The organism is Streptomyces sp. 2A115, assembly GCF_052245575.1.
GTDB lineage: Bacteria > Actinomycetota > Actinomycetes > Streptomycetales > Streptomycetaceae > Streptomyces.
Map to the genome: position 1 here is coordinate 1 of NZ_JBQQCG010000047.1, position 13,710 is coordinate 13,710.

The 13,710-nt window shown below is 68.7% G+C and carries 8 protein-coding genes; 1 reads left to right on the plus strand and 7 read right to left on the minus strand.

Going from position 1 to position 13,710, the window contains the following annotated elements; all coding sequences use genetic code 11:
* Together ACTWQR_RS33085 and ACTWQR_RS33090 are read right to left on the minus strand one after the other, a co-directional pair.
* On the minus strand, window positions 1-5,089 hold a 5,089-nt coding region (locus tag ACTWQR_RS33085), incomplete at its 3' end, for a beta-ketoacyl synthase N-terminal-like domain-containing protein (RefSeq protein WP_443230892.1).
* 32 nt (window positions 5,090-5,121) lie between these two features.
* Entirely contained in the window at window positions 5,122-6,213 is a 1,092-nt protein-coding gene (locus ACTWQR_RS33090) for a cytochrome P450 (RefSeq protein WP_443230893.1), read from the minus strand.
* A 332-nt stretch (window positions 6,214-6,545) separates the two neighbouring features.
* Here ACTWQR_RS33090 and ACTWQR_RS33095 point away from each other — a divergent pair, with 332 nt between their 5' ends.
* Window positions 6,546-7,820 carry a phthiocerol/phthiodiolone dimycocerosyl transferase family protein gene (locus ACTWQR_RS33095; protein ID WP_443230894.1) on the plus strand — a complete coding sequence of 425 codons (1,275 nt, stop codon included), beginning with the start codon at window positions 6,546-6,548 and terminating at the stop codon, window positions 7,818-7,820.
* Between the two features lie 210 nt (window positions 7,821-8,030).
* On the opposite strand, the gene ACTWQR_RS33100 is transcribed toward ACTWQR_RS33095, so the two are convergent.
* The 5 genes from ACTWQR_RS33100 to ACTWQR_RS33120 form a co-directional block, all read right to left on the minus strand.
* Window positions 8,031-9,320 (minus strand): cytochrome P450, encoded by a 1,290-nt coding sequence (locus tag ACTWQR_RS33100; protein ID WP_443230895.1) that lies wholly within the window; start codon window positions 9,318-9,320, stop codon window positions 8,031-8,033.
* A 94-nt stretch (window positions 9,321-9,414) separates the two neighbouring features.
* Window positions 9,415-10,704, minus strand: coding sequence for a cytochrome P450 (locus tag ACTWQR_RS33105; RefSeq protein WP_443230896.1), 1,290 nt, complete (start codon window positions 10,702-10,704; stop codon window positions 9,415-9,417).
* Between the two features lie 114 nt (window positions 10,705-10,818).
* A complete protein-coding gene (locus ACTWQR_RS33110; protein ID WP_443230897.1) occupies window positions 10,819-11,517 on the minus strand; it encodes a class I SAM-dependent methyltransferase in 699 nt (232 codons plus the stop codon).
* A gap of 237 nt (window positions 11,518-11,754) precedes the next feature.
* A complete protein-coding gene (locus ACTWQR_RS33115) occupies window positions 11,755-13,044 on the minus strand; it encodes a cytochrome P450 (protein WP_443230898.1) in 1,290 nt (429 codons plus the stop codon).
* Window positions 13,045-13,103: 59 nt separating this feature from the next.
* Window positions 13,104-13,667 carry an NADPH-dependent FMN reductase gene (locus tag ACTWQR_RS33120; RefSeq protein ID WP_443230899.1) on the minus strand — a complete coding sequence of 188 codons (564 nt, stop codon included), beginning with the start codon at window positions 13,665-13,667 and terminating at the stop codon, window positions 13,104-13,106.
* Between the last annotated feature and the right edge of the window lie 43 nt (window positions 13,668-13,710).

Below are 13,710 nucleotides of genomic sequence, written 5' to 3' on the forward strand. Positions count from 1 at the left end.
ACGCCCACACCGCCGCCAAGCCCACCATCACCGCGAAGCTGGCGGGCTGCACCACATCCACCCGCTCCAGGAATGCGGGTTCCACATCACCCCGGAGCACATCAACCAACGACCAGTCGACCCACCGATCCAACGCAGCAGCGCACTCCGCGATCCGCTCGGCAAAGACCGGCGAGGAGTCCAGCAACTCCCGGCCCATCCCCACCCACTGCGAACCCTGCCCCGGGAACACCCACACCACCTTGCCCGGGGCACCCGAGCCGAACGCGCTACCAGCCACCACACCAGACGCGGTCTCACCACGCGCCAGCGCCCGCAACCCAGCCAGCGCCTCCTCACGCGAGCCGACCACGACAACAGCGCGCTCGCTCAACACCGCACGCTTCGACACCAACGCCCCTGCAACGCCCGCCAACGGCACTTCACCGGCGCCCTCGACGAATGCCGCAAGCCGACCGGCCTGACCCGCCAGTGAACCGGCACTCCGCGCCGACACCACCAACGGCACCACCCCACCCGGCACCGGCGACTGCCGCACCACTTCCAGATCGACGGCGGGCGCTTCCTCCAGGATCAGATGAGCGTTCGTCCCACTCACCCCGAACGACGACACCCCGGCCCGACGGGGACGGCCGTTGCGCGGCCACTCCCGCGCCTCGGTCAACAACTCCACCGCACCCGCCGACCAGTCCACCTGAGTCGTAGGCGCGTCCACATGCAGGGTCGACGGCAGCACACCGTGCCGCAGCGCCTGCACCATCTTGATCACGCCCGCCACACCCGCAGCCGCCTGCGTATGACCGACATTCGACTTCAACGACCCCAACCACAACGGGCGCTCCGGGTCCCGGTCCCGCCCGTAGGTGGCCAACAGCGCCTGCGCCTCGATCGGATCGCCCAGAGCCGTCCCGGTCCCGTGCCCCTCCACCACATCCACTTCGGACGAGGAGAGTCCCGCATTCGCCAGCGCCTTGCGGATCACCCGCTGCTGCGACAGACCGTTCGGCGCCGTCAAGCCGTTCGAGGCACCGTCCTGGTTGATCGCACTGCCCCGCAGCACCGCCAGCACCCGGTGCCCACGCTCCCGCGCCACCGACAACCGCTCCAGCACCACCACACCCACACCCTCGGCCCAACCGGTACCGTCGGCCGCCGAGGCGAACGCCTTGCAGCGCCCGTCGGGGGCCAGTGCCCGTTTGCGCGAGAACTCCACGAACGTGCCGGGCGTCGCCATCACCGTCGCGCCGCCGGCCAACGCCATCGAGCACTCACCCTGCCGCAGCGCCTGCGCGGCCAGATGCATCGCCACCAACGACGACGAACACGCCGTGTCCACCGACACCGCCGGCCCCTCGAGACCGAGCACATACGAGACCCGGCCCGACGCCACGCTTCCCGCGGACCCCGTGCTCGCGAAGCCCTCCACCTCCGGCGCGACGGCACCGGCACCGGCCCCGTAGCCCTGGCCGAACACCCCGGAGAACACCCCGACATCGGTGCCCTTCAACGACAACGGGTCGACACCGGCACCCTCCAACGCCTCCCAGGAGGTCTCCAACAGCAACCGCTGCTGCGGATCCATCGCCAACGCCTCACGCGGCGAAATCCCGAAGAACCCCGCATCGAAAAGCCCCGCCCCGCGCAGGAAGCCACCCTGACTGGTGTACGAAGTACCCGCACGATCGGGATCCGGGTCGAACAAACCCTCCAGATCCCAACCTCGATCGTCCGGAAACGACGACACCGCATCCCGACCCTCAACCACCAACCGCCACAGATCCGCCGGCCCTGCCACCCCACCCGGCAGCCGACACGCCATACCGACGATCGCGAGCGGTTCACCGAGGTCAGCCGCCATGACCGGCTCGATCACCGGGCCGGTGATTCCCAGAACCTCGTCCCGTAGGTGGGCGGCCAGCGCTGCCGGGGTGGGGTGGTCGAAGACGACGGTGGTGGGCAGCCGCAGGCCGGTCGCCTCCGTCAGCCGATCGCGCAGCTCGACGATGGCCATCGAGGTGAAGCCCAGGTCTCGGAAGGCCCGGTCGGCCGGGATCGGCTCCGATCCCGGCTGTTGCAGCACGGCGGCGGCCCGCTCACGGACCAGGTCTTCGAGCAGCGCCAGTTGCTCGCGCTCCTCCAGGCCGGACAGCCCGTCACGCAGGGCCGCGGTGACGGCCTCGTCGGGCCGGGACTGCCGGGTCTGCTTCTCCTCCGTCAAAGCTCGCAGCATCGGGGGGACCCGGGTGCCCTCGGCCGGTGTGCCCGGCCTCAGGGCCAGCAGCGACGCAGGGTTCGTCGTGATAGCGAGGTCGAACGCGGAGAGGAGCAGGTTGCGCAGTCGGCCGGTGTCCTCGTCCGCCGCCGAGCCGTGGTCGCGCGGCCGTCCGCCCCACGCGAGGAAGGAGCCGGGCAGGTTCCGCAGCCGACGGTTGCGTACCACCGCGTCGGACAGGACCCCGTTGACGGCCCTGTCCGGGTTGTCGGGCGCGCCCAGCAGCCCCGCGCTGTCGGACACCACGAGGAAGGCCGAGAGATCGTCCTCGGCGGTCATGTCGTCCAGTCGCAGGGCCAGTTCGGGATCATCGGCGGCGTGCACCACCGCGGTCACCGGGCGCCGCAGGTCGGTCAGCGCGGCCCGCAGTGGCTCCGGATCAGCTCCGTCAGCGGTCACCCGGATGATGCTTGTCCCGGCGCAGGCCAGTTCCTCATCGGCTGCGGTGCCGGTGCCGCCCGGGGCACTGACGAGCAGCAGGTTCTCCGCCTTGTGGACGGTGGCCAGGCGGCGTGTCATCGCCGCGCCGTGCGCCGTGTCCGCTCCGGTGACGACCACTGTGCCGGTCGCTCCGGGCCAGGGCGCCGCCTGCGGGCCGGCGACGACGGGGAGGCGGGTCAGCCGGGGAACCAACAGCGCGCCCGACCGCACCGCGACCTGCGGCTCCTCGGACGCGATCGCGGACAGCAGGCTACTCACGCACATGCCTGAGCCTGCGCTTGCGCCTGGGTCCGTGTCTGCTTCTGTGTCCGTGTCTGCTTCTGTGTCCGTGTCTGCTTCTGTGTCCGTGTCGAGATCAAGGACGGTGAGTGCTGCCGGGCGGTCCTCCTGGAGGGACCGGGCGACGGCCCAGATCGGCGATTCGGCCAGGTTCTGGGCGCTGTCCTGCGCGGTGGCCGCGACCGCGCCGCGAGTGAGGATCACCAACCGTGAAGCCGCCGACTCCTGTGGCGCCGACCAGGCCCGCACGTGTTCCGCCAGGAGCCGGGCGTTGTCGCGTCCCGCGGTGATCGGATCCCGCGCGTCCGTGGGCCCCACCGGTGGGACGAGGACCGTCACATCGGGAACCGTCTCGCCGTCGGCCACCGCGGTACGTGCCGCTGCCAGGTCCGGATAGCGCCGTACCTCGGTGCCGACCGCTTCCAGGGCGGCGGCAAGTCCTGTCGCGGCAGGGCCCACCACCGCCCAACTTCCCTTTGAAGAAGATGAGTTGGCCGGTGCTGTCACAGGAACCCAGTTCACGGTCAGCAGCGCGTCATGGTGTCCGCTTGCCGCGTACCGCAGCCGGCTCGGCCGGTCGGCCAGGAGGCGCCGCTTGGTCTTGCCGGACGCGGTCCGGGGGATGCAGGCGACTTCGTGGACCTGTTCCGGCACCTTGTAGGCGGAGAGCCGCTCGCGGCACCGGTCGAGCAGCGTCGCGGTGTCGAACCCGGAGGGGCCGGGGACCACGTAGGCGACCGGTATCTCCCCGAGCGTGTCGTGTGGTGCGCCGGCGACCGCCACGTCGGCGACGCCCTCGACGGTGCGCAGGACCGCCTCGACCTCCTCGGGGTGGATGTTCTCCCCTCCCCGGATGACGAGTTCCTTGATCCGGCCGCAGATGGTGAAGTAGCCGGCGTCGTCACGCCGGGCCAGGTCACCGGTCCGGTACCAGCCGTCCCGCATCGCCTCGGCGGTCGTCTCCGGGCTGTTGTGGTAGCCGACCATGACGTTCGGTCCGCTGACCCACACCTCCCCCTCCTGTCCGACGGGTACGTCGAGCCCGGTGGTGGGATGGACGACGCGGACTCCGACGCCGGGCACGGGCAGGCCGCAGGATCCGTCGACCCGGGGGCCGTCCGGCGGGTTCATGGTGATGGCCCCGCAGGTCTCGGTGCTGCCGTAGGCATCGACCAACGGGACCCCGAAGATCTCCTCGAAGTCCCGGCGCAGCCCGGACCCGGTGACCGCTCCACCGACCAGACCGATCCGCAGGGCGGGCGCGGAGAATCCGTTCTGCCGAGCGGCCGTCACCAGGTGGTGGTATGTGGTGGGAACACCTGCCAGAAAGGTCGAACCCTCCTCGCGGAGTGTCCTGATCACGTCCTCCGCGGAACTGCCGTCCATGATCCGGGCGGTGGCGCCGACCACGGTGACGGAGAGCACACACGCGATGTGCGAGAGGCTGTGGAACAGCGGGAGCGGCCAGAGCACCCGGTCCTGGTCCGTCAGTCCCGGAATCGGCACGTAGGAGGAGGCGACGGACCAGAGGCAGTTGCGCTGTGTCGACAGGACACCCTTGGGCCGACCGGTCGTCCCCGACGTGTAGAACATCCAGGCGACATCGTCGAGACCGAGGTCGTCCCTGGCGGGACCGGCCGGCTCGGTCACGGCGAGCTCGTCGTACGAGTGGGCTCCCGCAGGCACGGGGAGGTCGCCCGTCACCAGCAGTGTGGTGTCGGGCGCCATGGCCGATGAGCGCCGGAGCCGCTCCGCCTGCGCGGGGTCGGTGATGACGACCGCGGCGCCGCTGTCGGCCAGCAGGTACCGCAACTCAGCGGGCGACGAGGCGAGGTTGAGCGGCACGCCGATGGCTGCCGCGCGGACGATCGCCAGGTAACTCTCCACCGTCGACACCGTGTTGCCGAGGCAGATGGCCACTCGGTCGCCGCGCCGAACGCCGAGGTCCGCCAGCTGTCCGGCCAGCCTGCGCGTCCGTGCCGCCAGGTCTCCGTAGGTGACCGCCCGCCGGTCGTCCTCGAAAGCCACCTTGTCGGGAAAGCGGTTGGCGTTCTCCAGGAGTGCGACGGGAAGTGGCTTGATGAGGTCGGTGCGCACGGTGCCGCAAATCCTTTCGGGGAGGGGGAATCTCACCAGGAGACGGGCAGGCTTTTCACCGCGAAGACGGACCCTTTGAGCCGCAGCGGTACCTCGTCGGTCGGGACGGCCAGCCGAAGGTCGGGAAAGGCCCGGAGGAGAGCCGAGAGGCCGGCCCGCAGTTCGACGCGCGCCAGGTTTTGGCCCAGGCACTGATGGATACCGAAACCGAATGCCACATGACCCGAGGTGTCGCGATCGATGTTCAGCTCCGCCGGACATTCGAATTTCGCCGGGTCGCGATTGGCCGCGGGCAGGGACACGGTGACGGTGTCCCCCTTCTTCACCGTCTCACCGTGCAGTTCGATGTCCTCCGACGCGGTGCGGTACGTGTGGTACTGGTTGACGGTGAGATAGCGGAGGAGTTCCTCGACCGCGCTGTCGATTTTCGACGGGTCCGCGCGGATCGCCGCCCATTGATCCGCATGGTGCAGCAGCGCGAAAACACCGACGGACAAGGCGCTCTCCGTGGTCTCGTAACCCGCGAACAGCAGAAGAGTGACGATGTTGCACAGCTCTTCGGTGGTCAGCTCTCCATCGGCGACGAGGCGACCGAGAAGGTCGTCTCCGGGATCCTTCCGCTTTCTTTCGACGACCTCGACGAAGAAGGAACTCGCCCGTTCGTAGGCGGCCGCGACCTCGTCCGGCTTCGCGTCCGGGTCGTGCAGGAGGGTCGGCGCGTGGGCGTACTCGTCACGTTCCTCGTAGGGCAGACCGACCAGCTCGGACAGCATCCTCAGGACCAACGGTCCGGCGAAGTGCCGCACCAGATCCGCAGGTGCCCCGTGCTCACGCATGACGTCGATCTGCTCGGCGGCGACGACCTCGACACGCGAGGCCAGCCGGCTCGCCCGGCGGGCGGTGAACTCGGCCATCAGCCGACGCCGGTACCGGGTGTGATCGGGCGGGTCCATATGAATGAACATCCCCGGTATCTGCGGATGGTTCGGTACGAGTTCCCCTTGATGCGTCACGGGAAAGTGACCGATTTCCGTGCTGTGGCTGAATCTCGGGTCGCCGAGGACCTTACGCACCATCTCGTGGCTGGTGGCGATCCAGCCGACATGTCCGTCCGGGTAAGTCATTTTCGCGAGCGGGCGTTCCTCGCGCAGAGAATCGAATATCGCAGGAGGATCGAATTGATGGGTCCGCGCCCATGGCACCTCGAAAGGAATTGCGTCACTCATGAAATCCTCCCACTCTCTGGAGTCAGGCTAGACGAGCCATGACGGCACGGAATCCCTCAACCTGGTAGGCCTGGCCACAACGTGAGCCAGCGAAGCGACGTTGCCCCTGACCACGGCCCCGGACCGGCAACTCCGCTTACGGATCCGGCCCTACCAGGCCGAGGGATGTCGCATGGTTGTGGCTCGTCCTAGCCTGACGGGACCTCGCACACACACGGGGAGGGCGATTCATGACAACAGCCGGAATGTGGCGCGCGCTGACACCCACCGAGAAAATCTACGCCGACAAGGAGATCTACGCGGGGTACATGGTGCACGCCGCCGGCCGACTGGATCCTGATGCCCTGAGGACTGCCTATGAGGCGGTGTGCCGCGCCTACCCCCAGCTCGCGGGCCGACTGGAAACCGGCGACGAGGGACTTCTCGTCGTGGAATCCGACACCCGACCCGAAGTCCGATTCTGCGACGGTGACCTGGAACACCCGTTGACCGGCGTGGAGTTAGACCAGCGTCAGGCACTGAGCATGCTCAACGTGGTGCGTGACGGCGACGTGGCGAGCGTGACACTGCTGACCCATCACAGCATCGCCGACGGCCACCACTCCATGAGCGTGCTCGCGGCACTGTGGTCCTGCTACACCGACGTGGTCCAGGGCGTGCCCGTCGACCTGCCCCGGCAGCCGTTCCCCAGGTCGCTGGAGGACCTGTTGGCCGAGCGCGGCTTCCGGAGCGTCGGCCCCGCCGAGGCGGGGGCATCGGGGACGCCGGCTGTGACGGACATCCCCGCGCCCGGGTTGGTCCCACTCGTCCGGCACGTGGCCCAATGCCGCTTCGCCCCGGCCGAGACAACCGCGCTGACGGAACTCTGCCGCCGCGAACACGTCACGGTGAGCGGCTTGTTGTCGGGTGCTCTCCTGCTCGTCGAGGCCGAGTTCCGCGACGTACCGGTGACCGACCTGGTGCTGAGGTTCCCGGTGGACCTCCGCCAACGCCTCACTCCTCAGATCAGGCCGACCGAGGGTGCGAACGTGGTGGGCGAGGTGCGGTTCCGGGTCACCGACGGCATCGAACCCCATGCCGTCGCGATCGGTCGCGCGTTCGGTGAGCAGCTGCGGGCGGGGCTGGCCGACGGATCCATCCAGCGGAGCCTCCCGGACATCGTGGACATGATCAACCGGCACACGATCGGCGCCACGCCACAGGAGACGCGGCAGAAGACCCGGCAGGAAGCGCCGCGGGATGCGGGCCCTGCCGTGATCAGCATGACGAACTTGGGGCTGGTGCCACCCATGCGGACGCCGGACGATCTGCGGCTGACGAACTTCAACATGGTTTCCCGCATCAGGGAAGCGCCGGCACAGTTCGTGGCCGCCCGGGGCTATGTGGTGAGCACCTTCGCCGGACAGCTGAGCATCGCTCTGGCCTGGCCCGAGAAGGATGCGGAGCAGTCGAAGCGCCTGGACTGCCTGCGTGAACTGCTGAGCCGCATGACGCTGGAGCCGTGATCGCCGGTGCTGGTGGGGTGAGCTCCTGCTCGGCGCGTGGCCGCGGCCACGCGCCGACTTTGTTCACGGCCCCCCGGACCCCCCGTCGACGCCCCGGACTCCCTGTCGATGTCGACTCCTCGTGCGCGACGAAGCCGGCGCCGGACGCGACCATGAACGGCCGTGTCTCGACGTCGGCTTCGCCGTGGCGCGGGTCGTCCGGGTTGTCGGCTATGGGGTGGCGTCCCAGGCCACGGGCAAGCTGTGCACGCCGTAGATGACCATCATGTCGCGCAGCGGGACCTGGTCGGCCGGGATCGTGAGGCGCAGCCCGGGCAGCCGCCGCAGCAGTTCGGTGAACCCGATGGTCAACTCGGCCCGGACCAACTGGGAGCCGATGCACTGGTGGATGCCCTGCCCGAAGGCGAGATGGGTCTGCCGGGAGCGGCTGACGTCGAACGCGGCCGGGGTGTCGTAGTGGCGCGGGTCCCGGTTCGCCTCGGACACCGAGATGATGACCAGCGCTCCTGCCGGGATGACCTGCCCCGCGATCTCGACGTCTTCGGTCGTGTGGCGCAGCAGGCCATGCTGCACGATGGACAGATAGCGCATCAGTTCGTCGATCGCCCCGTCGATCAGCTCGGGGTGTTCGCGCAGCTTGGCGAGCTGGTCGGGGTGTTCCAGCAGGGCGAAGGTGCCCAGTGACAGCATGTTCGCGGTGGTGTCGTGCCCGCCGACGAGCAGCGGGACCGCCATGCCGACGATCTCGTCGTCAGTGAACGCCGGCTCGATGTCGGCCTGGACGAGCCCGGACAGCAGGTCGTCGGCGGGAGCCTCGCGTTTCCGCCCCACCTGCCTGCGGATGTACTCCCGCAGCTCGTCGAGATCGGACAGCTGTTCCTCGTAGGAGACTTCCAGGTCGAGCATTTTGTTGGCCCGTTTCTGGAACTCTTCGCGCTCGTCGTAGGCGATCCCGAGGAGCTCACAGATCACCAGGGACGGCACCGACAGGGCGAATGCGGGCACGAGGTCGGCGCTGGTGCCGTTGGCGAGCATCGCGTCGAGGCGCCCGGTGACGATCTCGAGGATCCGCGGTTCCAGCTGCCGTATCCGCCGCGGGGTGAACTCTTTGTTCAGGTACTGGCGGTAGCGCGTGTGCTCGGGGGCGTCCATGGCGATGAAATTGCCCGCGCGGGCTTTTTCGTTCAGGAGTTTCTCGCGCAGTTCCGGCGGCAGTGTCGCGATCCGTGGGTTGCGCATCCGGTTCGCGCTGAGCCGGGGGTCGTTGAGCAGGCTGCGCGCCTCGTCGTATCCGGTGACGAGCCAGCCGATTTCGCCGTCGGTCAGTTCGAGCGGCTGGACCTCGGCCCGCTCGCGGTACTCGGCGAGCATGGTGGGCGGATCGAACGGGCAGCTGCCGCGGTCGGTGAAGCCCGGTGGGTAGGGCAGCAGGTATACCGAACGGGTCTTGCCGGCCGGTGGGGTGGGCTCCGTGCCGGGCACTGCGGACGAGCTGCTCATCGATGGTCCTGTTCTCGGCGGGACTCGGGTCCCGGCCGCCGTCAGTGGGTGTGTCCCGAGGATGTGGGGCGCGGAGGGTCGGTACCGGCCGCGACTACGCGGTGGTGTCCCAGGCCACGGGCAGGCTGTGCAGGCCGTAGTGGGCGGCCTGGTCGCGCAGCGGGACCTGGTCGGCCGGGATCGTGAGGCGCAGGCCGGGCAGCCTCCGCAGCAGTTCAGTGAACCCAACGGTCATCTCGGCCCGGGACAGCTGCTGGCCGACGCACTGGTGGATACCGTGCCCGAAGGCCAGGTGCGTCTGCCGCGGCCGGCTCACGTCGAACGCGGCCGGGCCGTCGTAGCGGCGCGGGTCCCGGTTGGCCGCGGGCACCGAGATGATGACCGTCGACCGCGCCGGGATGATCCGGCCCGCGATCTCCACCTCCTCGATCGTGAAGCGCAGCAGGCCGAGGGGCACGATGGACAGATAGCGCAGCAGTTCCTCGACCGCTCCGTCGATCAGCTCGGGGTGCTCGCGCAGCTTGGCGAGCTGGTCGGGGTGCTCCAGGAGGGCGAAGGTGCCCAGTGACAGCATGTTCGCGGTCGTCTCGTGCCCGCCGACGAGCAGCAGAAGTGCCATGCCTACGATCTCGTTCTCGGTGAACGCCGGTTCGATGTCGGCGTGGACGAGCCCGGACAGCAGGTCGTCGGCGGGTGCGGTGCGCTTTTGCCGTACGAGTTCGTGCATGCTCTGCCGCAGTGCGTCGAGGCCGGCCATCTGCTCCTCGAAGGAGACGTCCGACTCGAGCAGTTTGTTGGTGCGCGCCTGGAAGTCCTCGCGGTCCTCCTGGGCGACCCCGAGCAGTTCACAGATGACCAGGGACGGCACCGGCAGGGCGAAATCCCGTACGAGGTCGGCGCTGTTGCCCTTGGCGAGCATCCCGTCGAGCCGAGCGGTGACGATCTCGAAGATCCGCGGTTCCAGCTGCTGCATCCGCCGCGGGGTGAACTGCCTGTTCAGCAGCTGGCGGTAGCGGGTGTGCTCGGGCGCGTCCATGGCGAGGAAGTCGCCGGCGCGTGTCGTGTCGTCCATGAGCTTCGCGCGCAGTGTCGGCGGCAGTTTCGCGACCCGCGGGTTGCGCTGCCGGTCGGTGCTGAGCCGGGGGTCGTTGAGCAGGCTGCGGCAGTCGTCGTACCCGGTGACCAGCCAGCCGGTCTCGCCGTCCGCCAGATCGATCCGCTGTACGTCGGCCCGCTCGCGGTACTCGTCCAGCAGGGCGGGCAGATCGAACGGGCAGCTGCCGCGATCGGTGAACCCCGTGGGGAAGTACAGCCGGAACATCGACGGGGTTCTGCCGGCCGGCGGCGTGGGCTCCGTGGCGGGCACCGCGGACGAACTGCTCATCAATGGTCCTGTTCCCGGCGGGGCTCACGCCCCGGCCGCCGTTGACGGGGTTGCCCTCGAGGACCCGGGTTCTCGCCCTACCGGTCCGTCGCGGGGGTGCTGAGCGCGCGGCGATCAGCTGTGTGTCGCGTCCAGCAACCAGATCGGCACCAGTGTGGCGCCGGTGTCGTCGGTGTCGAGTTTGCCGCCCTGGTAGTCCTGGCGGAGCGGCTCCGACAGGACGGTCGTCGTGAGGTGGTCGGCGCGCAGTGTGTTGATCGTCCAGCCCGGTCCACTGAAGGCGGCACGGATGGTCTCCTCGGTGATGGGCTCCGGGCCGGCCGCGTTGCCACGGGAACACCACTGGAGCAGCCGCGCTCCGGGCCGCATCACTCGCGCCAGGGCGTCCGCGTACTCGCGGCGCTGCGTCAGGCCGAAGCAGTGGAACACCAGGCTGCTGATCACCGTGTCGAACTGGTTCCGGTAGCCGTCCAGCTTTGTCGCGTTGCCGACGGCGAACGTCACCGCGGCGTCCTGTTCGGCGGCCCTGGCCCGTGCCTTCTCCACGGCGGTGGGGGCGATGTCCAGACCGGTCACGCGATAGCCGCACGTGGCCAGATGAATCGCGTTGTCACCGAGGCCGGAACCGATGTCGAGAACATCGCCGGAAACCAGGCCCGCCTTTTCCAGTTCCACCAGCACCGGCTGCGCTCGGCCGATGTCCCATGGCATACGCTCCAGCACCACCCCTTCGAACAGGGCGCCGGTCTGATATGCGCGTTCGTAGTCCGCGGTCGTCGCGTCGAAGTTCTGGTATGCGTCGATTTCAGCCATCGAATCCGTCCCTGTCGCCGACGATTGCCTGTTCGCGTCTCCCAGGATGGAGCAGACATGGTCGACTGAGCATCCCTCGACCTGGTAGCTCTTCATCCTCGACACGTTTCGAAAGGCAGAACAAAAGCCTTCGGTAACTCTCCGTTTTCCCGTATTTCCGGCGAATTCCAGCGTGCCGGAATTCGGCCGCGACAGAATTCCGCAGCTCGGGCGAATGGGCCGACGACAGGCTACGGACTACGGGGTGGCGTCCCAGGTCACGGGCAGGCTGTGCACGCCGTAGATGGCCATGTTGTCGCGCAGCGGGACCTGGTCGGCCGGGATCGTGAGGCGCAGCCCGGGCAGCCGCCGCAGCAGTTCGGTGAACCCGATGGTCATCTCGGCCCGGGACAGCTGCGAGCCGATGCACTGGTGGATGCCGTGCCCAAAGGCGAGATGCGCCCGTCGCGGGCGGCCCACGTCGAATTCGGCCGGCCTGTCGTAGCGGCGCGGATCCCGGTTGGCCGCGGACACCGAGACGAGGACCATCGCCCCGGCCGGGATGACCTGCTCCACGATCTCCACTTCCTCGGTCGTGGTGCGCAGGATGCCGAGGTGATGGATGGTCAGGTAGCGCAGCAGTTCCTCGACGGCGCCGTCGATCAGTTCGGGGTGCTCGCGCAGCTTCGCGAGCTGGTCGGGGTGTTCCAGCAGGGCGAAGGTGCCCAGCGCCAGCATGTTCACGGTCGTCTCGTGCCCGCCGACGAGTAGCGGGATCGCCATGCCGACGACCTCGTCGTCGGTGAGTGCCGGTTCGGTGTCGGCATGGACGAGCCCGGACAGAATGTCGTCGGCGGGAGCGATGCGTTTCCGCCGCACCTGGCCGCGCATGTACGCGCGCAGATCGTCGAGGTCGGCCAGTTGCTCCTCGAAGGAGACGTCCAGGTCGAGTGTTTTGTTCGCCCGCGCCTGGAGCTCTTCGCGGTCCTCGGGGGCGACTCCGAGCAGTTCACAGATCACCAGGGACGTCACCGGCAGGGCGAAGTCCCGCACGAGATCGGCGCCGGTGCCGTCGGCCGGCATGTCGTCGAGGCGGGCGGTGACGATGTCGAGGATCCGCGGTTCCAGCCGCCGTATCCGCCGCAGGGTGAACTCTCTGTTCAGCAACTGGCGGTAGCGCGTGTGCTCGGGCTCGTCCATGGCGACGAAATTGCCCGCGACCGCTCTTTCGTTCATGAGCTTGTCGCGCAGTGCCGGCAGCAGTTTCGCGATCCGCGGGTTGCGCAGCCGGTCGGTGCTGAGCCGGGGGTCGCCGAGCAGCCTGCGGGCCTCGTCGTACCCGGTGACCAGCCAGCCGGTGTCGCCGTCCGCCAGATCGATCCGCTGTACGTCGGCCCGCTCGCGGTACTCGGCGAGCACGGCGGGCGGATCGAACGGGCAGCTGCCGCGGTCGGTGAACCCCGGTGGGAAGGGACGCCGGTACACCGGCCCGGTCTCGTCGGCGGGTGGGGTGGACTCCGTGGTGGGCACCGCGGACGAACTACTCATCGATGATCCTGTTCCGTGGTGGGCTGCGGGACGGCGTTTCTTCGGGCGTGGAGTGGGGTTCAGGCCTGGCGAAGGGGTGCGAGCGCGTTGGTCAGGGCGATCACTTCGGTGAGCATCCGCTGGAGCACGGCGTCGTGGCCTTCGGCCGGCGTGAAGGTGGTGAAGTTCTCGCAGTCGGTCCAGAGCGACAGGTTGACCTGGGTGTACACGGTCGCCAGCTGGACCGCTCCGGCGATCTGCCGCAGGTGTTCGACGGCGCGGGCACCGCCGACATTGCTGCCGTACCCGATGAATCCGGCGGCTTTGTTGTTCCACTCGTTGTAGATGAAGTCGATGGCGTTCTTGAGCGCGGCCGGAATCGACCAGTTGTATTCGGGGGTGACGAACACGAACCCGTCGAGCCCGGCGATCCTGGCGCTCCATGCGCGGGTGTGGGCGTGTTCGTAGACGCCCAGCCGCGGGACTCGCGGCTCGTCGAACAGGGGGAGGTCGTAGTCGGCGAGGTCGACAATTTCGAAGTCCGCTTCCGTACGTGTTTTCGCCGACGTCTCGACCCACTGCGCGATCTGGGGTCCCAGACGGCCTGGGCGGGTGGTGCCGACGATGATCCCGATTCTGGTCATGCGCGTCTCCATGTCGAGCGTGACGGGTGGGGGTGCATGGGCA

Coding starts and splice junctions, on each gene's coding strand:
- ACTWQR_RS33120 (WP_443230899.1), bottom strand. CDS start 13,667: ATGACCAGAATCGGGATCATCGTCGGCACCACCCGCCCAGGCCGTCTG.
- ACTWQR_RS33095 (WP_443230894.1), top strand. CDS start 6,546: ATGACAACAGCCGGAATGTGGCGCGCGCTGACACCCACCGAGAAAATC.
- ACTWQR_RS33110 (WP_443230897.1), bottom strand. CDS start 11,517: ATGGCTGAAATCGACGCATACCAGAACTTCGACGCGACGACCGCGGAC.
- ACTWQR_RS33115 (WP_443230898.1), bottom strand. CDS start 13,044: ATGAGTAGTTCGTCCGCGGTGCCCACCACGGAGTCCACCCCACCCGCC.
- ACTWQR_RS33100 (WP_443230895.1), bottom strand. CDS start 9,320: ATGAGCAGCTCGTCCGCAGTGCCCGGCACGGAGCCCACCCCACCGGCC.
- ACTWQR_RS33090 (WP_443230893.1), bottom strand. CDS start 6,213: ATGACTTACCCGGACGGACATGTCGGCTGGATCGCCACCAGCCACGAG.
- ACTWQR_RS33105 (WP_443230896.1), bottom strand. CDS start 10,704: ATGAGCAGTTCGTCCGCGGTGCCCGCCACGGAGCCCACGCCGCCGGCC.